This is a genomic window from Butyrivibrio sp. FCS006 (genome assembly GCF_000424525.1).
In the GTDB taxonomy this organism is placed as follows: Bacteria; Bacillota; Clostridia; order Lachnospirales; family Lachnospiraceae; genus Butyrivibrio.
The window spans coordinates 161,542-184,813 of the sequence record NZ_AUKB01000008.1 but is presented as its reverse complement, the minus strand read 5'-3'; the positions used below and the strand labels follow the sequence as shown (position 1 = coordinate 184,813).

Annotated in this window: 25 protein-coding genes and 1 riboswitch; of the genes, 2 read left to right on the top strand and 23 right to left on the bottom strand. The window is 42.4% G+C overall.

Annotated features, from left to right (window positions below):
* Positions 1-17: 17 nt before the first annotated feature.
* The 7 genes from thiD to G633_RS0100890 all read right to left on the bottom strand — a co-directional run bounded on the left by thiD (position 18) and on the right by G633_RS0100890 (position 7,639).
* On the bottom strand, positions 18-812 hold the full coding sequence (gene thiD / locus G633_RS0100920; RefSeq protein ID WP_026518833.1) for a bifunctional hydroxymethylpyrimidine kinase/phosphomethylpyrimidine kinase: 795 nt from the start codon (positions 810-812) through the stop codon (positions 18-20).
* Complete coding sequence (gene thiW / locus G633_RS0100915; RefSeq protein ID WP_026518832.1) at positions 809-1,333, bottom strand: energy coupling factor transporter S component ThiW; 525 nt, start codon at positions 1,331-1,333, stop codon at positions 809-811. The genes thiD and thiW overlap by 4 nt, the downstream gene beginning before the upstream one ends.
* On the bottom strand, positions 1,330-2,787 hold the full coding sequence (gene thiE, locus G633_RS19650; protein ID WP_081664656.1) for a thiamine phosphate synthase: 1,458 nt from the start codon (positions 2,785-2,787) through the stop codon (positions 1,330-1,332). The genes thiW and thiE overlap by 4 nt, the downstream gene beginning before the upstream one ends.
* A 91-nt stretch (positions 2,788-2,878) precedes the next feature.
* Positions 2,879-2,979, bottom strand: a riboswitch (TPP riboswitch).
* 45 nt (positions 2,980-3,024) lie between these two features.
* Positions 3,025-4,287 carry a peptidase T gene (pepT, locus tag G633_RS0100905; protein ID WP_026518830.1) on the bottom strand — a complete coding sequence of 421 codons (1,263 nt, stop codon included), beginning with the start codon at positions 4,285-4,287 and terminating at the stop codon, positions 3,025-3,027.
* A 3-nt stretch (positions 4,288-4,290) separates the two neighbouring features.
* On the bottom strand, positions 4,291-5,283 hold the full coding sequence (locus G633_RS0100900; RefSeq protein WP_022768830.1) for an asparaginase: 993 nt from the start codon (positions 5,281-5,283) through the stop codon (positions 4,291-4,293).
* Positions 5,284-5,298: 15 nt separating this feature from the next.
* Positions 5,299-7,041 carry a dihydroxy-acid dehydratase gene (gene ilvD / locus G633_RS0100895; RefSeq protein ID WP_026518829.1) on the bottom strand — a complete coding sequence of 581 codons (1,743 nt, stop codon included), beginning with the start codon at positions 7,039-7,041 and terminating at the stop codon, positions 5,299-5,301.
* A 49-nt stretch (positions 7,042-7,090) separates the two neighbouring features.
* Positions 7,091-7,639 carry a TetR/AcrR family transcriptional regulator gene (locus tag G633_RS0100890; protein WP_026518828.1) on the bottom strand — a complete coding sequence of 183 codons (549 nt, stop codon included), beginning with the start codon at positions 7,637-7,639 and terminating at the stop codon, positions 7,091-7,093.
* 152 nt (positions 7,640-7,791) lie between these two features.
* Between G633_RS0100890 and G633_RS16945 the strand changes: the two genes are divergently transcribed.
* Complete coding sequence (locus tag G633_RS16945; RefSeq protein ID WP_035770460.1) at positions 7,792-8,448, top strand: ketopantoate reductase family protein; 657 nt, start codon at positions 7,792-7,794, stop codon at positions 8,446-8,448.
* A gap of 78 nt (positions 8,449-8,526) precedes the next feature.
* Here the strand turns inward: G633_RS16945 and G633_RS16940 are convergent, their stop codons facing one another.
* The 12 genes from G633_RS16940 to G633_RS0100825 all read right to left on the bottom strand — a co-directional run bounded on the left by G633_RS16940 (position 8,527) and on the right by G633_RS0100825 (position 18,879).
* Positions 8,527-8,943 (bottom strand): iron chaperone, encoded by a 417-nt coding sequence (locus tag G633_RS16940; protein WP_081664654.1) that lies wholly within the window; start codon positions 8,941-8,943, stop codon positions 8,527-8,529.
* Positions 8,900-9,853 (bottom strand): carbohydrate kinase family protein, encoded by a 954-nt coding sequence (locus G633_RS16935; protein WP_051199839.1) that lies wholly within the window; start codon positions 9,851-9,853, stop codon positions 8,900-8,902. Before G633_RS16935 ends, G633_RS16940 begins: the two co-directional genes overlap by 44 nt.
* 13 nt (positions 9,854-9,866) lie before the next feature.
* Positions 9,867-10,853 carry a serine hydrolase domain-containing protein gene (locus G633_RS0100870; RefSeq protein ID WP_026518827.1) on the bottom strand — a complete coding sequence of 329 codons (987 nt, stop codon included), beginning with the start codon at positions 10,851-10,853 and terminating at the stop codon, positions 9,867-9,869.
* 86 nt (positions 10,854-10,939) lie between these two features.
* Entirely contained in the window at positions 10,940-11,503 is a 564-nt protein-coding gene (locus G633_RS0100865; protein ID WP_026518826.1) for a biotin transporter BioY, read from the bottom strand.
* Between the two features lie 155 nt (positions 11,504-11,658).
* On the bottom strand, positions 11,659-12,432 hold the full coding sequence (locus tag G633_RS0100860; protein ID WP_026518825.1) for a biotin--[acetyl-CoA-carboxylase] ligase: 774 nt from the start codon (positions 12,430-12,432) through the stop codon (positions 11,659-11,661).
* A 13-nt stretch (positions 12,433-12,445) separates the two neighbouring features.
* On the bottom strand, positions 12,446-13,501 hold the full coding sequence (locus G633_RS16930; protein ID WP_051199838.1) for a glycosyltransferase family 32 protein: 1,056 nt from the start codon (positions 13,499-13,501) through the stop codon (positions 12,446-12,448).
* Entirely contained in the window at positions 13,498-14,481 is a 984-nt protein-coding gene (locus tag G633_RS0100850; protein ID WP_081664653.1) for a LacI family DNA-binding transcriptional regulator, read from the bottom strand. Before G633_RS0100850 ends, G633_RS16930 begins: the two co-directional genes overlap by 4 nt.
* A gap of 92 nt (positions 14,482-14,573) precedes the next feature.
* Positions 14,574-16,034 carry a sensor domain-containing diguanylate cyclase gene (locus tag G633_RS18950; RefSeq protein WP_026518823.1) on the bottom strand — a complete coding sequence of 487 codons (1,461 nt, stop codon included), beginning with the start codon at positions 16,032-16,034 and terminating at the stop codon, positions 14,574-14,576.
* Between the two features lie 51 nt (positions 16,035-16,085).
* On the bottom strand, positions 16,086-16,913 hold the full coding sequence (locus G633_RS0100840; protein ID WP_242838806.1) for a TIM barrel protein: 828 nt from the start codon (positions 16,911-16,913) through the stop codon (positions 16,086-16,088).
* 18 nt (positions 16,914-16,931) lie between these two features.
* Positions 16,932-17,795, bottom strand: coding sequence for a GNAT family N-acetyltransferase (locus G633_RS0100835; RefSeq protein WP_026518821.1), 864 nt, complete (start codon positions 17,793-17,795; stop codon positions 16,932-16,934).
* A 4-nt stretch (positions 17,796-17,799) separates the two neighbouring features.
* Complete coding sequence (locus tag G633_RS0100830; protein ID WP_026518820.1) at positions 17,800-18,213, bottom strand: hypothetical protein; 414 nt, start codon at positions 18,211-18,213, stop codon at positions 17,800-17,802.
* 69 nt (positions 18,214-18,282) lie between these two features.
* A complete protein-coding gene (locus tag G633_RS0100825) occupies positions 18,283-18,879 on the bottom strand; it encodes a helix-turn-helix domain-containing protein (RefSeq protein WP_026518819.1) in 597 nt (198 codons plus the stop codon).
* A 402-nt stretch (positions 18,880-19,281) separates the two neighbouring features.
* Between G633_RS0100825 and G633_RS20355 the strand changes: the two genes are divergently transcribed.
* Positions 19,282-20,646 carry a manganese efflux pump gene (locus G633_RS20355; RefSeq protein WP_081664652.1) on the top strand — a complete coding sequence of 455 codons (1,365 nt, stop codon included), beginning with the start codon at positions 19,282-19,284 and terminating at the stop codon, positions 20,644-20,646.
* 49 nt (positions 20,647-20,695) lie between these two features.
* On the opposite strand, the gene G633_RS0100815 is transcribed toward G633_RS20355, so the two are convergent.
* From G633_RS0100815 to G633_RS0100795, 4 genes are all read right to left on the bottom strand, one after another.
* Positions 20,696-21,244 (bottom strand): PadR family transcriptional regulator, encoded by a 549-nt coding sequence (locus G633_RS0100815; protein WP_026518818.1) that lies wholly within the window; start codon positions 21,242-21,244, stop codon positions 20,696-20,698.
* 15 nt (positions 21,245-21,259) lie between these two features.
* The gene (locus tag G633_RS0100810; RefSeq protein WP_035770369.1) at positions 21,260-21,988 is read right to left on the bottom strand and encodes a 4Fe-4S binding protein; all 729 of its coding nucleotides are present in this window, start codon (positions 21,986-21,988) and stop codon (positions 21,260-21,262) included.
* Between the two features lie 190 nt (positions 21,989-22,178).
* Complete coding sequence (locus G633_RS0100800) at positions 22,179-22,730, bottom strand: flavodoxin domain-containing protein (protein ID WP_026518816.1); 552 nt, start codon at positions 22,728-22,730, stop codon at positions 22,179-22,181.
* Positions 22,727-23,206, bottom strand: coding sequence for a MarR family winged helix-turn-helix transcriptional regulator (locus G633_RS0100795; protein ID WP_022763612.1), 480 nt, complete (start codon positions 23,204-23,206; stop codon positions 22,727-22,729). Before G633_RS0100795 ends, G633_RS0100800 begins: the two co-directional genes overlap by 4 nt.
* Between the last annotated feature and the right edge of the window lie 66 nt (positions 23,207-23,272).

The following is a 23,272-nucleotide window of genomic DNA, read 5'->3' as shown; positions in this document are numbered from 1 at the left end:
TCTCTCCTGATTGTTTTTTATACAAATACATGCCAAAGCGGCCCATGACCGGTTCCTAGATCAAGCCCCTCTCTTATGGATTTATCAAGGTACTGCTTGGCATTTTTTATGCTGCCACAAATGTCACAGCCAAATGCCAGGTAAGAAGCAATCGCACTGGATAATGTACAGCCTGTTCCGTGGGTGTTTGGATTATCAACCCTCTCAGACTCGTACCAATAAAGCTTCCCTCCTGTTGTTGCAAGCACGTCACAGGACAACCTTTCGCTTACCATATGACCGCCTTTAACAAGGCAGTTGCAGCCATAAATCTCAGCAATCTTCACGGCTGCTCTTTCCATATCTTCCCTGCTTTTTATCTCTCCTGCCCCCAGAAGAACTTCTGCCTCAGGGATATTCGGTGTAATAAGATCTGCAAGCGGAATAAGTTTCTTGCAGAGCGCAGTTATCCCGTCTTCTTCCATGAGCCTTGCTCCGCTGGTTGCGACCATAACGGGATCAAGAACGATGTTTTTTGCATTATAGAACTCAAGCCTGTCGGCGATAGACTCTATAAGGTCACTCTGAAAGGTCATTCCGATCTTGACCGCATCCGGGAAGATATCAGAAAATACCATATCCAGCTGATCCGAGAGCACCTCTTTACTAACCTTCATGATACTCTTTACTCCGGTGGTATTCTGGGCCGTAACGGCTGTAATGGCACTCATTCCATATACTCCGCAGCCGTGCATGGTCTTAAGGTCGGCCTGGATTCCTGCTCCGCCGCTTGAATCACTTCCTGCTATCGTAAGCGCACACTTCTTTTTCATCTTGCTATCCTGCCCTCTTTTACCAGTGTCTGCAGTTTCTCAAGGACATGATTCTGCTTGAGTACCGTGATAAGGACTGCTGCAATCAGCGTTCCGCCTACCGTGCTCACAAGGAAAGGTACTACATATACGAAAAGAGCTACCTCTTTTCCCATAACAAAAGCAGCAACCGGGTAAGCAAGTAAGCCTCCGATGATACCCGTTCCTATGATCTCAGCTACATATGTGAATGTGAGCTTACCTGTGTATTTGTAAACAAGTCCGCAGCAAAGAGCTCCGATCATGCTCCCCGGGAAAGCAAGAAGTGTTCCTGTCCCCAACAAATTTCTGATAAGTGAGGTGCAGAAGGCAATTCCAACGCCATACCATGGTCCTAAGAATACCGCAGAGAGAACATTTACCATGTGCTGGATTGGAAAGCACTTTGAGCCTCCAACCGGTATCGAAAATGTCGAGAGTACAACCGCCAGTGCCACAAACATTCCCGATAATACAAGCTTAACTACTGATTCTTTCTTCATCCTAAAATCTCCTCCTTAGCCTTTTCCTTAAGGCTTTTTGTGTTTTCTTTTATATCAGAAGCACCAAAGATGCTTGATATCACTGCAATTCCGGAAAGACCAAGTCCCGACAAATGATGCAGGTTTTCACCTGTTATTCCGCCGATGGCGACCACCGGAATCGACATACTTGATGTGATGTCCCTATAGGTTTCAAGGTTCATCATAGGCTTTGCGTCCTTCTTTGTGTCTGACCCAAAGGCTGCACCAACGCCAAGATAGTCAGCTCCTTGTAAAAGAGCTCTTTTTGCCTCTCCAAGATTGTGGGCCGTTGCACCGATTATGAAGTCCCTTCCAAGAACCTCCCTTGCCTTTTCTATCGACTCATCTTCAAGCCCTAAATGGACGCCTGCTGCCCCTACCACTCGGCATACTTCCACGTTGTCATTGATGATAAGAGGAATATCATAGTTCTCACATATCTGATTGACCTTGACCGCCGTTTTTATGTATTCAGTTGTGGTCATGTTTTTCTCCCGGAGCTGTATCATTGTTGCTCCGCCCAGAATAGCCTGTTCAACAGCCTCCGACAGACTTATTTCCCCCTGTAGGATATCTCTGTTAGTTATTGCATACAGAAACGTATCAAGTCTTCTAAAACGCCCTCTCCTGCTAAGCCTTGTAAGACTCAGCTGATCGATGAGAGCATTCTTGTACTCCATAGTCCCGAGTCTTTTTTCTTTTTGGCAAAAGAGCTCTGCCCTGGCGGCGTTTATCTGATAAAGTAAAACACCTTCCCTGATGGCATTTACATAATCATCTGTCTCATCTTCTTTTTTTGCAGCACCAAGGTATGAGCCGATTATGGCGCTCATCATACATCCTGCTCCGGTAAAGAGCTTTTGCATGCTGCTGCCACCGGGTAGTTTATAGATCAGATTTGAAGAAGCATCTGCTATCAACACGTTTTCTCCGCTTACAACGACCACAGCCTTTGTTGCTTTGGAGAGACTTAGCAAATCTTTTTTAGGCAAACGGCTCCCAATATCTTCCACACCGGCAAATACCTGCGTAACTTTCTCTCCTTTAGAGATGCCGAGTATTTCGCATATCGCCTTAATTTCCGATGCATTTCCTCTGATGCAGGCAAAGCGAACTTTTGCCAAAAGCTCTTTTAACATATCTCTTCGAAAGTCAGTTGCACCGGCGCCTACCGGATCCAGCACGACCGGTATATCCAGTTCGTTAGCTCTTTTGCCTGATGCTAAAAAGACCTTTAGCCTCTCAGGTGATGGAGTTCCTGTGTTGATGACAAGGCCATCGCAGTTCTCTGTTATCTGCGCACACTCGCACAGGGCATCTCCTCCTATTGCCGTAGCTCCTACGGAAAGACATGCATTTACCACGTCACAAGCAGTAATGTAGTTGGTTAAGATGTGTATTTGTGGGTGAATATCCCAAAGATCATAAGTCATATCAATTACGTTTGATCATGACTGAGAGAGTTTTAGCACATTCTGTCAGATGGACATAAAAAAGCGCCATCTGATACAGATGACGCTAATTACGCATACTAATTGACGATTCCTACGTTGGCATTATCCAAATCAGGTTTAGGGTCGTGCTCATGCACCTCTCAGCCATTATCAGCTCCCCTTGTCCGGTATTTTGTTGTGTTTGCAGGTCTTTGCGACCTTCAGTTATAGAATATATCACGCATTGTCGGCATATGCAATAGCGCTTTCACAGATATTCAGCAATATCTCTACATTTTTTACCATAGACTGTATTGGTACATACTCAAATCTTCCGTGGGCGTTTTCATAACCTGCTGAGAGATTCGGGCACGGAAGGCCTCTGAATGAGAGGGCTGCTCCGTCGGTTCCTCCCCTGAAGGGTTCGCAGACAGGCTCTATACCTGCTTTCTTTATCGCATCCTTTAAGATGTCTATCATGAACGGAACATCTTTCAGAACTTCCTTCATGTTGCTGTACTGATGGATGATCGTAAGCTTCACACGCTCATCACCATAGTCTGCTCTCAGCTTATCTGCACACTCCTTAAGGAAGTCTTCGCGCCTTTTGAAGTTGTCGTGGTCAAAGTCACGAATGAGCAGCCTTATCCTTGCATGCTCACAGTCGCTCTCGCAGGAGATCAGATGATAAAAGCCTTCCACTCCTTCGGTATACTGGGGCTTTTCTTTCTTTGGCAACATAGCCATTAACTCAGCTGCCATATCCACTGCATTTATCATGATGCCTTTGGCTGTGCCTGTATGTACGCTTCTGCCCGTAAAGTCAAACACCGCTTCCGATGCATTGAAGGTCTCATCCTCATACCAGCCGAGGTGGTCGCCGTCCAAAGTGTAGGCCACCTTTGCTCCAAACCTCTCAAAATCCAGGTCCCTTGCAAGTCCTCCCACTTCCTCATCGGGAGTAAAGGCAATGCAAATGTCTCCATGCTTTACATCGCCGTGGTCAACCAGATACTGGGCAAAAGACATGATGGCTGCAATCGAAGCCTTGTCATCCCCTCCAAGCAGTGTTGTTCCGTCCGTCAGTATAAGGTCCTGTCCTATGTACATACTAAGGTTTGAATAGTCTGAAGCCTTCATTACGATGTTCTTCTCTTTATTAAGAACTATGTCTCCGCCATCGTAGTTTTCCAAAACCCAGGGCTTAACATTTGTTCCGCTGGCATCGGGAGCTGTATCAATATGGGCAATGAATCCTATAGGCATTACCTGACTATCCTGCACATTTGAAGGAATTCTGCCATATACAACGCATCCTTTTTCATCCATATAAACATCGGATACGCCTATGCTTATAAGCTCATCCTTAAGCACACGTGCAAGGTCTTTTTGCTTCTCTGTTGTTGGCCAGTGCCCGGTATATTCCGCCGACTGAGTATCGATCTTTGCATATCTGATCAGTCTTTCTTTTACCTGCTCATAAACTTCATTATTGTTCATATGTTACGCCATTTCTCCTGCTACATTTATAGAATAATTATCACGTATTTCTTTTACATCCTCAGTCAGTCCAAGTATCCACATGAGCTTTGTAAGGGCTGCTTCTGTTGTCATGTCGTGAGCTTCAAGTGCACCGATTTCAAGAGCTCTTTTACCTGTTTCATAGACATCCATCTTGGTGCCTTCGTACCGGCACTGGGTTCCGACAACCACTGTGATTCCGCTCTGAATAAGCTTGTCCAATGCTCCTATGAAGTCATGCTTGATAAAAGGCATTCCTCCGATTCCATAGGCTTCGATATATATTCCCTTATATCCCTGATCAGCAATTGATTCGATGAAGCTCCTGTGTATTCCGGGGAACATTTTGATCATGCAGACCTTGTCTGAATAGGTATCTGTAAGTTTGAAAATCCCTGTTCTCTCCGGAACTGCCGACGTATCAATCTTCATTCCAAGTGAGCTTATAGTAGCGATGTTAGGATAATTGATACTTTCAAACGCATCGAAACTAAGTGACCTTACTTTTGAAGCCCTGCATCCGAGCATTACTTTTCTGTTAAATGCCACAAAAACACCCGGTATCTGGCTGGCTGCCATATGAATGGCGCATCTGCAATTTTCCATCGCATCAGCAACAGGATTAGTGATAGAAAGCTGCGAGCCCGTTATTACAACGGGAATATTTATGTTCCTCAGCATATATGAGAGCATAGACGAGGTATATGCCAGTGTATCCGTGCCATGGATCACTACAATTCCATCATAGTCGTTACGGCACTGGCTTATTCTTTTTGCCAGCAAGCTCCAGTCTTCCGGGAAAATATTTGCACTGTCCACTGAGCAAAAGTCCTCAATCTCAATATCAGTATCTCCCGATACCATCTGAAGCTCTTTTTGCATGTCATGGATTGAAAGTCCCGGTATAAGGCCGTTACTCTTCATTACGGCAGACAATGTTCCGCCTGTATTTATGATCAATATTTTTCTACTCATTTTTACTCCTCAGCATTACTCTAAATATGCGCCTTTCATTGGACTTACGGCGTGATTGGCAAAGAGCTTTAATACGCCTTTGGTGTATCTTCTCTTTCGTGGCATCCAGCTCTCTCTGCGCTTTTTAAGGATTTCTTCTATCTCTTCAGGAGTTTTTCTCTCTCCCTTGATGCCAACGATATTTAGCTTTCGCTCCATCACATCAAGTTCTATGAGATCTCCCTCCTCGACAAGAGCAATAGGTCCACCCGATGCTGCTTCCGGAGAACAGTGACCAATTACAGGGCCTGTAGATGCTCCGGAGAATCTTCCGTCAGTTATAAGCGCTATGGACCTTCCCAGCTCTTTATCCGAGCTGATGGCTTCAGATGTATAGAACATCTCAGGCATTCCGCTGCCTTTAGGTCCTTCATATCTTATAAATACCGCATCATTTTTCTGCACCTTGTGGTGAAGCACTGCATCAAGACATTCCTCTTCAGAATCAAAAGGTCTGGCATAAAGAACAGCCTTCATCATCTCTCTTGGACATGCTGTATGCTTTATTACGGCGCCTTCGGGTGCGAGATTTCCTTTGAGAATCACGATGCTTCCATCCGTACCTATGGGATCAGTATATGGTCTTATTATATCTTCTCTTGAAACTGTAATGCCATAACGTCTACAAAAGTCTGAAAGGCCAAGTTCGCACTTCTCATAATAGCCGTTTTTCTTTAGTTCTTCCAGATTTTCTAAAAGAGTCTTACCTGAAATGGTCATTACATCAAGATGAAGTTGGTCTTTGATTTCCTCCATGATCCTCGGAACACCGCCTGCATAGTGGAAGCACTCAGCCGGCCAATGGCCTGCAGGTCTTATATTCAATATGTAATGGGCTCCCCTGTGAAGCCTGTCAAAAGTATCACCGTCTATCTCAATACCAAGTTCATGTGCAATTGCCGGCAGATGCATCAGAGCGTTTGTGGATCCTGAAATAGCAGCATGGACCAGAATAGCATTTTCAAAGCTCTTTAGGCTTAAGATATTCGATGGACGCATATCATTAGAGCCTGCCATTTCTACTGCTCGCTGTCCTGATCTGTAAGCGCAGCTTCTTATCTCTTCTCCGTCCGCAGGTAAAAGTGCACTTCCCGGAAGAGCAAGTCCAAGCGCTTCTGCCATTATCTGCATGGTTGATGCTGTTCCTATAAAAGAGCATGCTCCGCACCCGGGACATGCATTTAATTTAGCCCAGTCAAGCTCATCCCTTCCTATCTCGCCTCTCTCAAACTTTGCACTGTACATACCGAGCTGTTCCAGAGTCAGCATCTTAGGTCCGGCCTTCATTACACCTCCCGGTACAAAAACCGAAGGTATATCAACTCTGAGCATACCCATCAGATTTCCCGGAACCGACTTATCACAGCTTGCCAGAAAAACTCCTGCATCAAAGGGCGTAGCATTTGCTTGGATCTCAATCATGTTTGCCATCATCTCCCTGCTGGCAAGGCTGTAATTGATCCCGTCCGTACCCTGGCTCTCTCCGTCACACATATCGGTGCAGAAATACCTGGCTCCATGGCCGCCTTTGCTCTCAATTCCCTTAATAACTTCAGCAGTGAGATTGTTAAGATGTACACTGCCCGGATGACTATCTCCGAAGCTGCTCTCTACATATATCTGAGGCTTTGAAAGATCCTCCGTTTTCCATCCCGTTCCAATACGCAGCGGATCAAGCTCCGGCGCAAGTTCTCTCATTTTCTGGCTCTGAAGATTCATTTTTTTCATCTCCTGTCGTCCTTATGTCTATCGATGTAAGTTCCATGCATTAAAAAAGATTTTCCATATATGGCTTTAGCATATCCATAAGAAGATCTGTAGCTTCCTCAGGAGAAGTGTCCGGATAGCTTCTTATCCACAGGTCCATTACTCCAAGAAAACCTGACACCAGAAATCTTATCAGGATATCTGCTTCTTTTCCTTTCTTAGCAGATGTATGATCAACTGCAATCTTAACCTGTTCCTCAACAGCAGACTCCATCTTTTTTAGGAAAGCCCCGTTCTTATCGTTTTCCAGAAGCAGTTTATATATCTCTTTATTCTCTCCAAGATAATTAAAGATCATCTGAAGAGAGTCTCTTTTTATCTTTATCTCTTCGCTTCCACTGCACTGTGTAAGCATCTCATCCACATAACTGTCGATGCAATAGTCCATCAGGTGATACTTATCCTCAAAGTGCAGATACACTGTGCCTCTGTTAATATCCGCTTCATCAGCTATATCCTGAATTGTGATCTTCTCGAAACCTTTTTCCTTAAGCAGCTTTAGAAACGCATTTAATATGAGCTTTCTTGTCTTTGCAACTCTTCTGTCCATATTTCCTCTTTCTGAACAATTTGACTCTATCTGTTGATTATCCAACATTTACAGGAACAATAGCTATTGCAGGTGCTATTTATCAGCTATATGATGACGATAACACACAGATGTCTATAAATCAACAAATGTTCACAAAAGGAGTTTTAGTTATGAAAATACTTATTTTAGGAAGAGGCGTGATCGGTAGTCAATATGGCTGGGCGTTTCAAAATGCAGGAAACACGGTAGATTTCTTTGTAAGAAAAAGCAGCCGTCACACTTACGCTGACTATATAGAGCTGCACAACTATGATGGCAGAACCAAAAAGAATATAGATACAAAATGGAATATCAATTTAAAGTATGAAATATCTCCGGATGAGAAGTATGATCTGATCCTCATCAGCGTAAATCCTGAACAGGTGACGAATGCTGTAGAGAGCGTAAAAGACTTTGCAGGTGATTCCACAATCCTTCTTATGGGAAACCATGGCGGAAATCCTGTGGATAATATCGATATTCTCCCCAAAGATCAGTTCGTTATCAGCTTCCCCAGTGCCGGCGGCGGAATCACTGATAATGTCCTGAACGGAATCTTATATGGGTCCGTGCAGATAGGAGCTTCTTCTGATACCCTCTCAAGTAGGGAGCAGATGGTAAAAGAGCTCTTTGAGTCCGCAGGTTTTAAGGTATCTGTCCACAAGGATATAAATGCATTTCTCTGGAATCACTACGTGCTCAACGCCGCCATGGAAACAGAGGTTTTAAAGCGCGGCAGTTTTGAAGCTGTGATCACATCTAAAGTTGGCCTTGCAAGTATGCTGTAGGCTACAGTGTAAGAGAGATCTGCGAAGATGCCCGTAAACTGGGAGTTTCACTTCCTCGCATAGAAAGTGCGCTGTAAGTCATTTATGAGAATTCATATTTCTCTCATAGCACCATCTTGATAAGTCTTTTATAAGATCAAGCGGCAGTTCTTTATTATTAGGCAATTGTATAGCGCCCTTACTTGTTTTATAGTCCTGCAATCGATCAGCAAAAAACTCAATAGCTTCAGGCCCTGGATACAATCCAATATGCTTTTTGGCAGCGGCAAAATGGATAATATTTCTTCCTTCCCAAAAAGTTGGCATCCCCCACGATATGCGTTCTTCTGCATTTGGCATTGCATCACTGATTACTTTGTAAACGTCTTCCAAACGAGGACGAATCGTTTCATCTTGTTCAGCTATATATTTCTTTATTGGATTCATATTTGTATGTATATCCTTTTGATCGTTAGTTTGAACAGCCATAGAATTGATACCTTCGCTTTGCTTCATAACTAATTTCAGCTATGCCCTGTGTTCCCATATGTTCTACAACAACAGATGATACAGCACATCCATACTTGCAACAATCCTGCAGGCTAAGTCCTTTTGAAAGGCCATGGATGAATCCGGCAACAAAGCTGTCTCCTGCGCCAGTAGTATCGACAACTTTTACATCTGGGCAAGCGGGGATGTGTCCTTCCTCAAAAGAATTTTTGTAGATACATCCCTCTTTCCCGCATTTGATGATCACAGTGTTTGCTCCGTGTTCAATAAAAATCCCTGCGCTTTTTACAGGGTCACTCTCACCGGTTAAGATCGCTGCTTCCTTCTCATTTGGAATTATATAATCGATATTCTTAAGGATCGGTTCAAGGTCTTTTATCGTCTCACCATTCTTGGCTGTTGTCATGTCCGCAACGAGGACACGGCCGGGAGTTCCTTTAATTTGTCTAAAGACCTCTTCCATATCACTTACAGTTAGCCTTGGAGATACAAATATGCTGGCAAAACTTACAATATCTCCGGCATCATCAAGATGAGGAAGTATATGCTCCTTGGAGAGTTTCCTTAAAGAGCTTCTAGGATTTGTGATGAAGTATCTCTCACCATCACTGTCCACAAGAACTATATTTGTCGCTGTCGGAATGTCTGCGCTTGTAGTTATTTTTCGGGTATCAACCTTGTTTCCATCAAGACATTTTTTCACAATCCCGCCGGCTTCATCATCTCCTAAAAGGGATATTATCTCAGTATCATTCCCAAGTCCGGACAATGTAACTGCCTCATTAAGAGCATCCCCGCCACAGGACATTCCTATGTCCCGGGCAGGCACTGATCCCTTTGTGAAAATCTCTTTATCTACTGCACCAGCGAATATATCTACTATGGCTGCTCCAATAACCGTGACCTTACAACTCATACATAAACTCCTGTTACAAAAGTGGTAGTACCTTCTCTTCTATAAACTCTACCCTGTCAAAAATCCGAGGCTTGAACGTACCTGTTATACCCACTGATACATTATCCTCTTTACTTACATAGATAATGTTTCCACTATCTCCGATAGCTGCGTATACTTCTCTGTCGTCAAATGGTTTGTACCAGAGGTATCCGTAGCTCATATATCCCATTCTCTCACCGAGCTTAAGATGTGGCATCAGCATATCTTTCAGATACTCCTCGGAGATGATCCTTCTTCCGTTAAAAGAGCCGTTCTCAAGAACCATCTCTCCGATCACCGCCATGTCTTTTGCCGACATACATAGTCCCCAGCCTGCTGTAACGCACCCCTTAGGATCTGTGTACCACTCATATCTTCTGGGATTCTTGTTCATAAAGAAATCAAACTGGTCTTCCTTGGAGCTGTCTCCGTGAGGGATCCTGGAAGGAAGTCCCAATGGGAAAAAGAGCTCTCTGTTTGCGAAATCGATGCACTTCTCTCCCGATGCTCTTTCAATAATACCGGCCAGAATCTGGATTCCAAGAGTCGCGTACCGAAACTCTCCTGTGATACCACCACGGCCTCCGAGGTTATCCAGAATCGCAAGCGTGAAGTCCTGAGATGTGCATACCTTTTTCCAGGGCTCTGACTTTCCTTTATATGGAGCTGTCATCGTAAGCAGATGCCTTATCGTCACATCATAGATTGTCTTCTCCCCGCGCTTAACAGTATAGTCAGGAAAAAAATCCATCACCTTCTGATCCACGTCTTTGATACAGCCCTTATCCAGTGCAATTCCCGCAAGCAGCGACATAATGCCTTTGGTGACCGAATTGACGTTCATGGCATCTTCTGTCTTAAAACCGTGCCAACAATCGTCATAAGCCACCTCGCCATCTTTTATAGCATATATCTGGCATATATTGCTCTCATTACCGGTACTAGCTGTAACAAACTCATGAAACTCTTCTTTATTCATCAAAAAAGCCTCCTCTTAGGTAAGATTCGGACGTCCTAAGAAAAGGCTAATATGATTAAAAATTGTTTTCAAGAAAAATCTTAAAATTATTTTATTACAGGTTCAATTCTCTTTGAAATTACTACAGCCAAAGCCAGCTTGAGAAGGTCGGGAATGATGAACGGGAATACACACCATCCGAGTACTGTAAGAAGTCCTACTTCTCCGCTGCTCTTCATATAGACATGCATAAACCATGCTGTTCCAAATGCGTAGCATACTGCAAGTCCAATAACCAGCGCTACTACCTTCATAACGATGCTCTTCTTAAAAAACTTAGTAAAAAGAATGTATATAAGACCTGTAAATAAGAATCCAATAATATATCCGCCTGTATTTCCGAGAAGAACTCCTATTCCTCCGGAAAAGCCTGCAAATACAGGAACTCCGACTGCTCCAAGGAGTACATAAACAAGTGTTGCAAGCGTTCCTCTCTCTCCGCCCAATGCCAGCAGAACAAAGAATACTGCGAATGTCTGAAGTGTAAATGGTACTGCTGTAGGAATACTGATCCAGGAACATATAGCTATAAGCGCTGCTCCGATCGCGATATATACCAGATCCAAAACCTTTGAATTATCTCTTGCCTTTACTGCGTTTGCACTACTCATGATGTCAAATCCTCCAACAAATATTTTCATTAAATACCTAAATGAAGGTAACACACGATAAAAAGATTGTCAACCTGAAGCATGATTCAAGTTGACAATCGAGCACCCCTATGTGAAATAAGGTTGTTCCGTAGGCACATCAGTATTACCATTGTTTAGAAATCCAATATTTTCTCAATTATTCTTGCTATCAGCTTGTTTTTGGTAATCGTGGCTTTTCCACTATCAAAAAGGCTGGATGCTCTTTTCTTCACATCTTCAGGAAAGCTGTTTATATCCGAATCAAAGTTAATTCCTATCCCTGCAACAATCCACTGCAGAGTGCCACTGTCAAACTCACTTCCCGACTCAAGAAGGATTCCGCATATCTTTTTACCATCGACATACAGATCATTGATCCCATCTATATATGACTCTATCCCGGTCAGTTCTTTAATAGCGCTTATTACGGAGTTTCCGACAAAAGAGGTAACTTCCTTATAGTCAGTACTGAACAAAAAGTCAGGCCTTAGGACAATACTCATATAGAGCCCTCCTTCAGGAGAAAAGAAAGTATGGTCCTTCCTGCCCCTTCCACCTGTCTGGGTCGCAGCAACTATGACTGTTCCGTGAGATGCTCCATTCACCGCAAGCTCTTTTGCCTTATCGCTTGTGGATTTCAGGCTGTCATAGACGTATATATCTGCCATGTCTGTGCCTTCAGACAGAACAGCCTTTATCCCCCAGGCAGAAATAATATCGTTGTTCCCGGTAAGCTTATATCCTTTATTGCTGACTGCCTCAATGCAATAACCTTTTTCGCGAAGGTCTTTTATGGCTTTCCAGATTGCATTTCTTGAAACGCCGCACTGACCGGCTATCTCTTCTCCGGATGTATATTTAGTTTTGTTGGATTCAAGTATAAACAGAACTTTTTCTGATGTACTCATTTTGCCTCATTCTTTATTCAAGTGATTCAAGAAACCTTTGAATCTTATTATACCTCTCATTCATCGCCTTATGTGCAGGATCCGGAATCCAGCTTCCGTTGTGATGATGCACAGTATAGCTTAAGTCCGAGCTGTAGATAATACCTGTGTCGAAGCTTTTTCCGGTCAGCACCTCAAAGGGATAAACCGTGATGTCCTCTACAAACTGAAAGCCTCCGTCTTTTTTTAGGCCATGCTTTTCTATTACCTGCGTGTAACGCACCGGGCAGGTGGAATTATCCCAGGTTCCATCCTCCTTAAGGTAGGGTCTTTTTTCATAACTCTCACAGATTTCCTTAATAATCGGATGCCCGGGCCTTGAGCCCATTCCTGAACCGCATTCTATTCTATCCAATGACTCGAAGCTCATATAGGCATCATTATAAAGCAGATCATCAATTGGACGGAGCATCTCAACATCAAGGTCCATATAAATGCCACCGTATCTGTAGAGCAGATCCGCTCTTGCATAGTCCGACGCAAATGCCCAGTTTTTGTGCTCTATTGCCTGCTCAAAGAAAAGGCACCGATCAGGCTTATAGGTCTCCATGTTCCAGATTTTTATCTCGTAGTCAGGTGCATATTTTTTCCAGGACTCAAGACATCTAAGATAGAGCTCCGGCATCGGATCGCCCGAAAACCAGATTGCGTGAATTAGCTTTGGAATAACCGGCTTTTCTTCCTTCCGATAATTCAATGGTGGCTTATTAACCGATAAAAGAAGCATATCCTCATAAAGAGATTCCAGATAAATGGACGGAACAGCTTCGAACCCGGAAAGCCTCTCATCCGCCTTCAGCTGGCCAAGAATCTCATCATACCCGGTAACTGCAATCAGAATAACAGTTTTATTCCTATCCATCTGCGCCAGTTTATCTTTATCTGAAGCATCTGCAAATCCCTTTAGATTTTCAATCAGACCACTCTTTTGCAAAAAAGGATAAGTGATATTTCTGTAATGCTTTCCATTTCCCCAGCAGATTATATCTTTAGTCTTCAGCTTTTCAAAATATCTTTCGATTTTATTCATGTTACCGACTTAATTGACTTTCTCCATTTAACTCTGGCACCGATCTTGAAATTATCGAAATTCCCCGTGCCGTCTATTATGTCCGCAAGTGCCTGCATTGCAAGATAGCCCCTCTCATAGTTGGGAACGCTCACTGTTGTAAGCCCCAGATACTTGGACATTATCACATCATCAAATCCGCAAACAGAGATATCTTCGGGAACTCTTATACCGTTTTCCTGAAACTTTCTTATGGCACCTATGGCCATCAGGTCGTTGGCACACACTAACACCTCAGGCATCTTAGGCTGCAGCATTATCAGCCTCGCAGCAGCTGCTCCGCTCTTCTCTGTCCAGTCCCCTTCATATAAGAGATTTCTGTTAAAAGAGATATCGTTTTCCTTTAATACGTCTCTAAATGCCCTGTATCTCTCCCTGTTGTCATCCGAATCTATACCACCCAGAAAGGCAAAAGACCTAAAGTCCGAATCCACAAGCTTTTCAACAAGTGTTCTCTCACTCTCATAGTTTCCGGTCACCATGTTTTTTATCAGCTTATGGGGCATCTGACGGTCAAGCGTGACCATTGGAATTCCTTTGTCGGCAATCTTTAGGATTGTCGCATCATCCGTACTCCAGTCCATGATTATACAGCCGCAGATACTGTCTGAATCAGCATATTTTGAGAAGTTCTCTTTCGTACATATCAGGAGGTTGAAATCTTTTTTAACTGCATAATCACTTATGCCGTGAAGAACATCAAAGTAAAACTGTGCGTCAAAGTCACTGAAGTTGATAGCAACTGTATTCTTCTTTCTTTTGTGGATTGTCTCCTCTGCTCTTTTGGGGACATACCCAAGTTCTCTGGCAGCTTCAAGGATCCTGTCCCGTGTCTGCCTCCCCACGTTATTTTTGTTGTTTAGAACATTTGATACCGTAGTCGGAGAAACGCCGCATCTGTCTGCTATGTCCTTTATCCCCACCATTTTATCTCTACTCATACAAAACTCCCGAAAAAAAAGCCTCTTCTTAGGAAAAACGTCCTAAGAAAAGGCTAATATGACTGCAAACTGTTTTCAAGAACTTTTTACTTTTAAACCTCAATTACTGTGAATGTATCCCTGCTCTTTTTTGATTCATAAAGAGCTTTATCCGCAGTTGCGATCAGATTATTTACAAGCTCTGTTCCGTAAGCGCCGCCAAAGCTCATAGTAATTTTAACATCAGGGTTATTATCAATCCTTATCTCTTTTACTGCTGACCTCAGATATGACAGCTTATTCTCAAGATCCTCCTTGGAAATATCAAAGAATACCATCATAAACTCGTCACCGCCGTAGCGGATCACCACATCATCTTTTCGAACCGATTGTTCCAGAATCCTGGCAACTTTTTTGATTGCTTCATCACCACTTCTGTGGCCTGCTGTGTCATTGACTTCCTTGAATAAATCGATGTCTGCCATAACCACTGCATGACATGGCTCATAGATGAGCTTTTCATCCAAAAATCTTCTGTTACGGACTTTAGAAAGAGAATCTACATATATCTCAGCTTCAAATTCAGATATCTTCTTCTGCTGGGCAAGACTCTGCAGTTTATTATCCGTTGTATCCATACAGCCATAAACAAGGTGAGCCAGACTTCCGTCCTCATTCCTGTCTCCCACCATAAAGACTCCGTTGAACCAGCGATTTGCGCTTTCGCTGTAAAACTCCATGGTAGTAGATCCATGTTCTTCAACGGCTGCAAGGATTTTATCCTTATCAAGCCAATCATATAAGTCTTTGTGGAAGCTCTCTGCAACTGATGAATCAACATTGTTTTTAAGGAACTGCAGAGCATCCGAATCCTTTGAAACCATATCAACATATTCATTGCTGCTGATCATGCGATAGCTCATATCCCGTACATCAATAAACAGTGAGAAATTGAAGACTTTGCCAATAGCCTCAATGATCTTTATATGTTCCTCTCTCTCCTGTTGTGCTGTGATATCGCGATAGCATCCCATATAAATTTCAAGAGAGCCGTCATCAGGACGCCTTATAAATCTTCCCGCTCCGGTAACCCATATGATACTGCCGTCTTTCTTTTGCATACGGTAGGTAGCATGTGTAATGTCTGGAAGCTCACGATGCATTTTTACTGAGTCCCAGAACAGCTTGACAATGCCATCTCTTTCTGCCGGAACAAGGGTCTTAACCCAGCTGTCGAACTCATTGGGCAGATCTTCCAGTCCGTCGTATCCAAGCATTTGTCTGGTCTCATCATTGAACTCAAAGCTCAGCAGATTCTCATCGCGGTCGAAAGTACAGAAATACATACCGGCTTTTAGGCCTTTTGCAAACATATCCTCTCTGAATTTCGCGATTCGATATTTGTTGTTGGCCTCATCTATCCTTCGATTACACTCATTTATAAGTTCACGCTGATCTTCAGGATATTCAGAAACATCAAATAAGGGTGTCACATCAGTTACATCAATGCTTGCTTCAGCGACAAACTGACCTACACCTTTATCTAAATTATTCACTGCTGCAGAATTATCCATATGGCTCCTTCAAATCAATCATCAATTTAAAGTAATATTTTAACCCATATATCAATAATACCACATTTTTAACCAAATGACTGACTTTTTAAGTGCCTCAATGGTCTTAGTTTCAAGAACGCATCTTGCATTTCTCTGCCCAGCGAGGCTTAGCCTTTCATTCAGATCAATTTCTCCGTCTCCAAGAGCCAGATGGTTCCTGTGCGGATTCTCTGAGCCATCATGGATATGGAAATGGATCAAATGATCCTGATGGCTCATTATGAAGGGAACATCTTTTTCGCCGATTGCTTTTGAATGACCTATATCCCAGGTAAGCCCAAACTTTGAACTCTCAAGCAAAAACTCGATTGCCTTCTTTTCGTATTCTCTGAATCCGTCTGTATTTTCTACAGCGATCCTGATGTCACTGTCCCCGATCCACTCCTCACATTTTTCGCGGAATACAGAAAAACCCTTCATGTAGGTGTCAAAATCACGGTCATACATCTGTACTTTTCGATCAGGTAAAGTGATATAAATCCCATGATGCATGTGCATGTTAAGGGTAAGGGGCTGACTCGCGTCGCCATAAAGGTCACGCAGCGGTAAAAGAGCTTTTGTCACCTCGATAGAGCGCCTGACCGTTTCAAGATATGCTTCCGAAACCAGACGGTTAAAATCTGCAATGTTCAGGTTTTCATCAAGATGAATGGTATAGTAGATTCCTGCTTTATCCGCAAGTTCAATAAGGCGATCAGTCTGCTCCAATTCGTCAACCTGATATTCAGGAAAGTTCATGTTTAGTTCTATAAAATTTAGGCCAAGACTACTGCATAGATTTATGTTATCTTCCAGAGTTTTGTTCTCAATAAGTGTCGGCATGCCAAACTGAATCATACATTGCTCCTCATTTAATCATGCATGCGTTATAGCCTGCATCATATATTCATCGTCGCAACTATTCTCAAAAAATTTTCCCTGAACAAAAAATGTAGTATCTTCCTCATGAAGCTCGCTTTTTTCAAAACCACCGGTGTTCTTCGGAGTAAAGCAAAGGATAACTTTTTTCACCTGAGATCCAAATGCCCTGATTACCTCATCTACTGCCCCATTCCCGATGATGGTATGTAAGATAAGTGTATCATCCTCCATTTCAGCAATGGCATAGCTGTCACACTCCTCAATATAGAACAAGTCTTCCGTCATAAACTGTGAAAGATAGAACATATATAGTCCGGAATTCCCTACCATATACAACTGTGCGTTCTGCTCATTTGTATCAAGGATCTTAATAGCCCTGTCAAAATCAACCTTACCATTAAGCGGAATATTTTGGGCTTTGTATTCACCGGATATTGTCACTTCTTTTGTGTACTGATATTCCTTTGCTTCCTTAAAACCAAATTTAGGATAAAACTCAAGTACAGAATCATTGGCGAAGAGGTACATTCCATCAACTTTTCCGTCATAATCTTTAATAACCTCTTCCATCAAGACTCTGGCATACCCTTTTCCCCTGTGGTCATTGTCCGTCATGATTGTACCAAGTTGGATCAGCTTTACAATTCTCCCCTTATAGTTCATGTTGCAGGCGTTGACTGAAACATTTGAAACAACCTCTCCATCTATTACCACAGAATATGGAATGTAGTTGTCCTTCCAAAAACCGTTTTGGTACCAGTTCTCGAAGTTAAGCCCAAAGGTCTTTTCAGCAAGTCTGTTGAATGATGCCCTAAGCGCGTCATTGTTTCTGTAATTCTTTTCTATACAATAATTCATAATTTCATTCTCCATTAATTCCACCTTCAACTCTTCTTATCATAACATACCCCCTCGCCTTTCTTCCTGTAACTGTAAGTGTATATGTTCCTTCAGTGTCAATTCCAACCTGAAACTTCGCAGACTTAATCTTATTTCCCTGATAGATTGGCTTATTATCATCCTTTTGGATCAGCAAAGACAGATTCCCGGATTCATCATCTACCGTTACTTCAAGAGCCTCCCCCTCTTTCATCTCCAGTTCATGAGAATAAGACGTATTAAGAATTTCAAAGGTCATATCAAAATGATCTTCATCTTCGGTTATGCTTCCATCAAAAGCCGCTCCTTGCATGCATGCACAAAGCAGCATCGAAACAATCAACACTGTAACAGTTGTTAAAACATATCGCTTTATCTCATATTTTTGCTTTCTCATAATATTGTTTTATCACTAAATAAAAACAACCCCCTCTCATACACTGAAAAGGAGCTGTTTTACATTGATTTATCTAATATTTAAAGGATCGGCCATAAATAAGCCATCACGATTACAGTAAAAGAGAATTCGTCTGACTCCAAGGATCTTAAACCGCGCCTCTGCGCATCCTTCCGGATAGAGCTTTACTATTTGAATATTATCGGATGAAGCCGCCGCCACAAACGAAATGTAATGCTCCTTCGTCATGCTGTGATCAATCCGCACATAATACTCATCCTCAATGCGCTCAATAACTGCCATGTGGTTCTCGTCTGCAGGTTCTGCCTCCAGCGGTGTAAGCTGTATGCCATGGCAATGAATAGCCGCTTCTCCCATACTGTGTATTACGTTTCCGCAGACCGGGCAGACATAAAACTTCGATCTCAGCATATTTGCAGATATGTTTTCGTTATGAATGGTATTTCCGGATATAAGTTCTGTTACCGAAATTCTAAATGCCTCCGCTATTGGTTCTAACAGTGTAATATCCGGATACCCTTTGGCAGTTTCCCATTTTGATATTGTCTTATCACTAACTCCAAGCTTTTCCGCCAGCTGAAGCTGTGTCATCTTATTCTTTTCCCTAAGCTGTTTAATTACTGTGCCTGTAACATATTGATTCATTTTTCCTTATCTCCATGCACAGATTGTAATATGGAATGAAAGAATATTGTACCTACGGAAAGTAGAGTCACTGCCTTCATTACCTGAAGGTGATTTTTATGATCTGCATCTTAACAAAACTATCACAGAATTTGATCATCATTTTGTGGAAAAGGCTGACATCTTATCATACGTTGACAGCATCCGTTTTTAATGATAAGATTTCTCATATTTCCCATGAGGGAGTAGCAAGCGTTTTAACGTAGCAAGTCAACATACTGGCTTTGGCCTGGCTTGTTTTAAATTGCGAGACTCATGTATAGTTGTTTAAGGAAAACTATGCATGCTGTCATTTTTCGAAGGAACGACCAAGTATAGTTTTCTGTACTTGGTCTTTTTATTATTCATTTTAGGAGATGGATTATGGGCTTATTTGAAGTACTGCTTTTGGCAGTAGGTTTGGCGATGGATGCGTTCGCGGTTTCTATTTGTAAAGGTCTTGCAGCAGGCAAGGTCACAAAGAAAGAGTATCTCTTGTGTGGCGTATGGTTTGGAACATTTCAGGGAGTTATGCCTCTTATAGGTTATCTGGTGGGTTCCAATTTTGTTAAGCTGATCAGCATGGTTGCGCCTTGGGTAGCTTTTATTCTACTGTCACTGATTGGTGGCAATATGATCAAGGAAGCGCTTGGTCCGGATGAGGAAGTTTCGCCGGGATTCGATGTCAAGACGATGTTTATGATGGCTGTAGCCACAAGTATTGATGCTTTGGCGGTCGGCATCACTTTTGTAGCTGTACCGGTTGAGATCATTGATTCAGGAAGACTTATCAATGTTGTGATTGCAGTAATCATTATCGGAGTCATTACTTGTATCATTTCAATGGCAGGAGTTAAGATAGGCAGCGTTTTCGGGGATCGCTACAAGGCAGGATCCGAGATCATGGGCGGAACAATTCTTTTGTTCATTGGATTCCGAGCACTTATAACACATTTGGACAGCGCTAATACCCTCTCCGACACCGAGACAATCTTTGGAATGCTGATTCCTCTTGTCGGAACACTCCTGGGCTCGCTGATCATCTATGCTCAGAAGGCTCAGCTCTCGGACAAGATGAGGGCTGTACTGGTTGGATTCAGTTCAGGTATTATGCTCTCAGCTGCAGTCTGGGCTATGATAGAGCCTGCAGTTAAAGGTTTTGACACCAATGTACATAAGGGAATCATTCCTGTAACCATATTCTTTTGTGTAGGCGTGCTCTTCCAGATTCTTCTTGATAAATTCATACCACACACACATGTTTATTCCGATATAACCGAAGGTCCGGAAAGTGAATTAAGCCCCAAAATAAAGGCTGTGCTAAAGGAAGTGATCCATCATGTTCCCGAAGGAATAGCACTTGGAACTATTTACGCGGCTCACTTCATGGAGACTGAATGGATATCATCATCGGTTGCACTTGTTCTGGCTATTGCCATTGCACTACAGAATATCCCGGAAGCGCTCAACGTTTCTCTTTGGCTTAGAGAAGCAGGAACAAAAACCGGCAAGGCATTTCTTATGGGAGTTGTATCCGGTGCGCCAATACCGCTTCTCGGTATTATCACTGTTGTACTGGTTGTTTTATTCCCCGGCCTTCTGCCTTATATAATGTCAGTTTCCGGTGGAGCTCTTGTTTACACTACCATTGAGGAAATTCCTCAGATAGCCCTTAAACAAGACAATGACAGAGGTGCACTTACCTTCGCAGTAGGCTTTGCAATCGTTATGCTTATGATATTTCTTTAAATAAAACGTAAAAAAGGTACGTTCTTCACGTACCTTTTTTGATTAACCTTTAATTCACCTTATTTTTCAGCAGCTTTTTCGCCTTTGTGCACCACTTAAGGTACGCCTCATAGGTATCAATTCCAAATGTCACAGTCAGATAGTAGAAAACATGGTCTTCTTCATCAAGCACTTTTTCCAGATTTTCTTTGTACATATTAAGCACCGCCAGATTTCGCTTAATATCTTCCTCAAAAATCTCAATGTTCCTGATCGTGATGCTCCTATCCGCAGCTCCGCCAAAATACAGCTTAAGCAGAGTTTCATATTTAAGCTCATTGGAAACCTGTGTTTCCTCCAGCCATGTTCTCAAAGCCTTGGTTCCCTTGCTAGTTATATGGTAAGGAATCCTCTCGCGTCCACCTGTCTTAGAGTTCTTCTTTTTGGAAATGAGCCCCTCTTCTTCCATTGAGCTCAGCGCAGGATAAATGTTCCCAAAGCTTCCTTTCCAGAAAAAGCCTATCGCTCCGTCCAGCCTCTTTTTTATATCATATCCGGTCAGATCTTCATGGGATAAAAGACCTAAGATCACAACGTCTATTTTCCTATCCTTAGCCATATTTCTTTCTCCTGATTACTTCCAAGTAAACTTATATTGCAGGACTGATTTAGGACATTCATCGACGCATGCTCCACACTGGATACACTCAGTGCATTTGGCATTTTTGTCGGCTTTAACAAGCTCTTTTACATCAAGTCCCATTGGACATACTCTGCTGCACTTTCCGCAAGAAATGCATTTATCCCTGTCTGCTTCAATATGAAGCTGCGGCAGATGGAGAAGCCTTCCGATACTGCTTCCAATTACCATAAATGGCGCCATCCAGCAGATATAATGGCACGCTGCTCTTCTACCGTGGATAAGTGCCGGTATCAACAATAATAATATGACGCCATAGTAGATCACATAATTGTATATGCTTGCAATAGATATGCCATGGTCTGTCATGTAAAAAGGATTTATGCGCACGTCATTCTTACCCATCACGAATGTAGCGATTACTGTGCATATCCAGATGATCCATATCACATATTTGATTTTATCACGTTTCCCCTGCTTTGCAGGATTGTCATTTATCCGAAGTGCACATTCCTGTAGTCCTCCTGCCGGGCAAAGGTATCCACACCACACTCTTCCGAAAAACATTGAAAAGACAAGCATCGCTGCAAAAACTATAAAACTGCCGTTAATAACGTGTTCCATAGCTGCATTAATGATCAGGTACGGCGAGAAATACCACATTGTAATTGGGAAAAGAAGTAATGATATCAATAGGATTGTTTTTCTTATTCTTTGTCGCATAACTGTAATCTCCTTTTGAATGAAGCATATATCAATTAGATATATCTGTTTGATATATTATATCTATTGTCATATTATGTCAACAAAGAAAAACAGACCCGAATTTCACTTATTCGGATCTGTTTTACACTCTATAACAATCGCAGATGCAATTATTACCGCGAATATGATTACTATCGCAAAAAGAGTCTTAAACAGCTTTCTCATTGTCTTTTCCCTCAAGGTAGGCCACAATAGGCTCTATGAACTTTATGTCAGATATATCATAGGATGATGCCATCTTCTCAGCCATTCCCTTTTCCTTCTCAGTAGCATCTTTCTTATTCTTAAGGGTTGATACAAACATCTTCATTGCAAGCCTTGAAGGAGCCTTCATCTTTTCATAGTTAAAGCCGCCCTGGCAATAGAATGCTTTTACGTACTTCTTCTGCTCATCCGTTAATACATTCTGAAGAAACACATCAACATCCGGATTGTCATTAGGGCTACCACCTACGCAGAACATAGCAAGACGCTTATCCTTCCAGTTACCAGCCTTTTCAAAGAACCATTTCACCTTAACAACATTTCCTGCCATAGCCCATCCACCATAGCAGATTGAATCATAGTTTTCAAAGTAATCAGAGCTCTTCTTCTGAGCATCCTTAAGATCAAGCAGATCTCCGCCTGTTCTGTCTGCGAGCCACTGTGCATATCTCTTTGTAAATCCTGTCTGGGATGTGTAGATTATAAGTGTTTTCATAATTCACTCAGATTCCTTTCCATTTTCATTATTGTCTGTATGGTAGTCTGCAGGCTCTTTTCATCGATTCCTTCAAAGATACGGCCAATCACATACCGGCTCTGTTGACCGTTATTGTCATTCTGTTCCAAAAAAGCCCTGCATTTATCAGTGACGAATATGCGCTGCTTTCTCTTGTCTTTTTCATCAGGTGTAGCTGAAACAAAGCCTTTTTTCTCAAGCTTTAACAGAATCTGCTTAACATTCTGATGCGAGCTGCCCATTACGTCTGAAAGTTCATTAAGCGTAGGTGGCTCCTTGCATAAGTTTATGCAGATTATGGCAAAGAACTGCTTCCAGGTGATCTCCTTGAAATACGCATCAGCAGCTGCCTGATACCTATTGTCAAATGCACTTAGAAGTCCCAGTAAAAAAGGCTGTGGAGGCATATCACCGAACTTCACCTTCTCAATATTCATCACTTCATCGTAGTTCATAAAAGTACCTCATTAAAATATGTAATATATTACCTATGTAAATAATGTAATATGTTACATATTTTT

Coding starts and splice junctions, on each gene's coding strand:
- thiD (WP_026518833.1), bottom strand. CDS start 812: ATGAAAAAGAAGTGTGCGCTTACGATAGCAGGAAGTGATTCAAGCGGC.
- thiW (WP_026518832.1), bottom strand. CDS start 1,333: ATGAAGAAAGAATCAGTAGTTAAGCTTGTATTATCGGGAATGTTTGTG.
- thiE (WP_081664656.1), bottom strand. CDS start 2,787: ATGACTTATGATCTTTGGGATATTCACCCACAAATACACATCTTAACC.
- pepT (WP_026518830.1), bottom strand. CDS start 4,287: ATGAACAATAATGAAGTTTATGAGCAGGTAAAAGAAAGACTGATCAGA.
- G633_RS0100900 (WP_022768830.1), bottom strand. CDS start 5,283: ATGAGTAGAAAAATATTGATCATAAATACAGGCGGAACATTGTCTGCC.
- ilvD (WP_026518829.1), bottom strand. CDS start 7,041: ATGAATCTTCAGAGCCAGAAAATGAGAGAACTTGCGCCGGAGCTTGAT.
- G633_RS0100890 (WP_026518828.1), bottom strand. CDS start 7,639: ATGGACAGAAGAGTTGCAAAGACAAGAAAGCTCATATTAAATGCGTTT.
- G633_RS16945 (WP_035770460.1), top strand. CDS start 7,792: ATGAAAATACTTATTTTAGGAAGAGGCGTGATCGGTAGTCAATATGGC.
- G633_RS16940 (WP_081664654.1), bottom strand. CDS start 8,943: ATGAAGCAAAGCGAAGGTATCAATTCTATGGCTGTTCAAACTAACGAT.
- G633_RS16935 (WP_051199839.1), bottom strand. CDS start 9,853: ATGAGTTGTAAGGTCACGGTTATTGGAGCAGCCATAGTAGATATATTC.
- G633_RS0100870 (WP_026518827.1), bottom strand. CDS start 10,853: ATGAATAAAGAAGAGTTTCATGAGTTTGTTACAGCTAGTACCGGTAAT.
- G633_RS0100865 (WP_026518826.1), bottom strand. CDS start 11,503: ATGAGTAGTGCAAACGCAGTAAAGGCAAGAGATAATTCAAAGGTTTTG.
- G633_RS0100860 (WP_026518825.1), bottom strand. CDS start 12,432: ATGAGTACATCAGAAAAAGTTCTGTTTATACTTGAATCCAACAAAACT.
- G633_RS16930 (WP_051199838.1), bottom strand. CDS start 13,501: ATGAATAAAATCGAAAGATATTTTGAAAAGCTGAAGACTAAAGATATA.
- G633_RS0100850 (WP_081664653.1), bottom strand. CDS start 14,481: ATGAGTAGAGATAAAATGGTGGGGATAAAGGACATAGCAGACAGATGC.
- G633_RS18950 (WP_026518823.1), bottom strand. CDS start 16,034: ATGGATAATTCTGCAGCAGTGAATAATTTAGATAAAGGTGTAGGTCAG.
- G633_RS0100840 (WP_242838806.1), bottom strand. CDS start 16,913: ATGATTCAGTTTGGCATGCCGACACTTATTGAGAACAAAACTCTGGAA.
- G633_RS0100835 (WP_026518821.1), bottom strand. CDS start 17,795: ATGAATTATTGTATAGAAAAGAATTACAGAAACAATGACGCGCTTAGG.
- G633_RS0100830 (WP_026518820.1), bottom strand. CDS start 18,213: ATGAGAAAGCAAAAATATGAGATAAAGCGATATGTTTTAACAACTGTT.
- G633_RS0100825 (WP_026518819.1), bottom strand. CDS start 18,879: ATGAATCAATATGTTACAGGCACAGTAATTAAACAGCTTAGGGAAAAG.
- G633_RS20355 (WP_081664652.1), top strand. CDS start 19,282: ATGGGCTTATTTGAAGTACTGCTTTTGGCAGTAGGTTTGGCGATGGAT.
- G633_RS0100815 (WP_026518818.1), bottom strand. CDS start 21,244: ATGGCTAAGGATAGGAAAATAGACGTTGTGATCTTAGGTCTTTTATCC.
- G633_RS0100810 (WP_035770369.1), bottom strand. CDS start 21,988: ATGCGACAAAGAATAAGAAAAACAATCCTATTGATATCATTACTTCTT.
- G633_RS0100800 (WP_026518816.1), bottom strand. CDS start 22,730: ATGAAAACACTTATAATCTACACATCCCAGACAGGATTTACAAAGAGA.
- G633_RS0100795 (WP_022763612.1), bottom strand. CDS start 23,206: ATGAACTACGATGAAGTGATGAATATTGAGAAGGTGAAGTTCGGTGAT.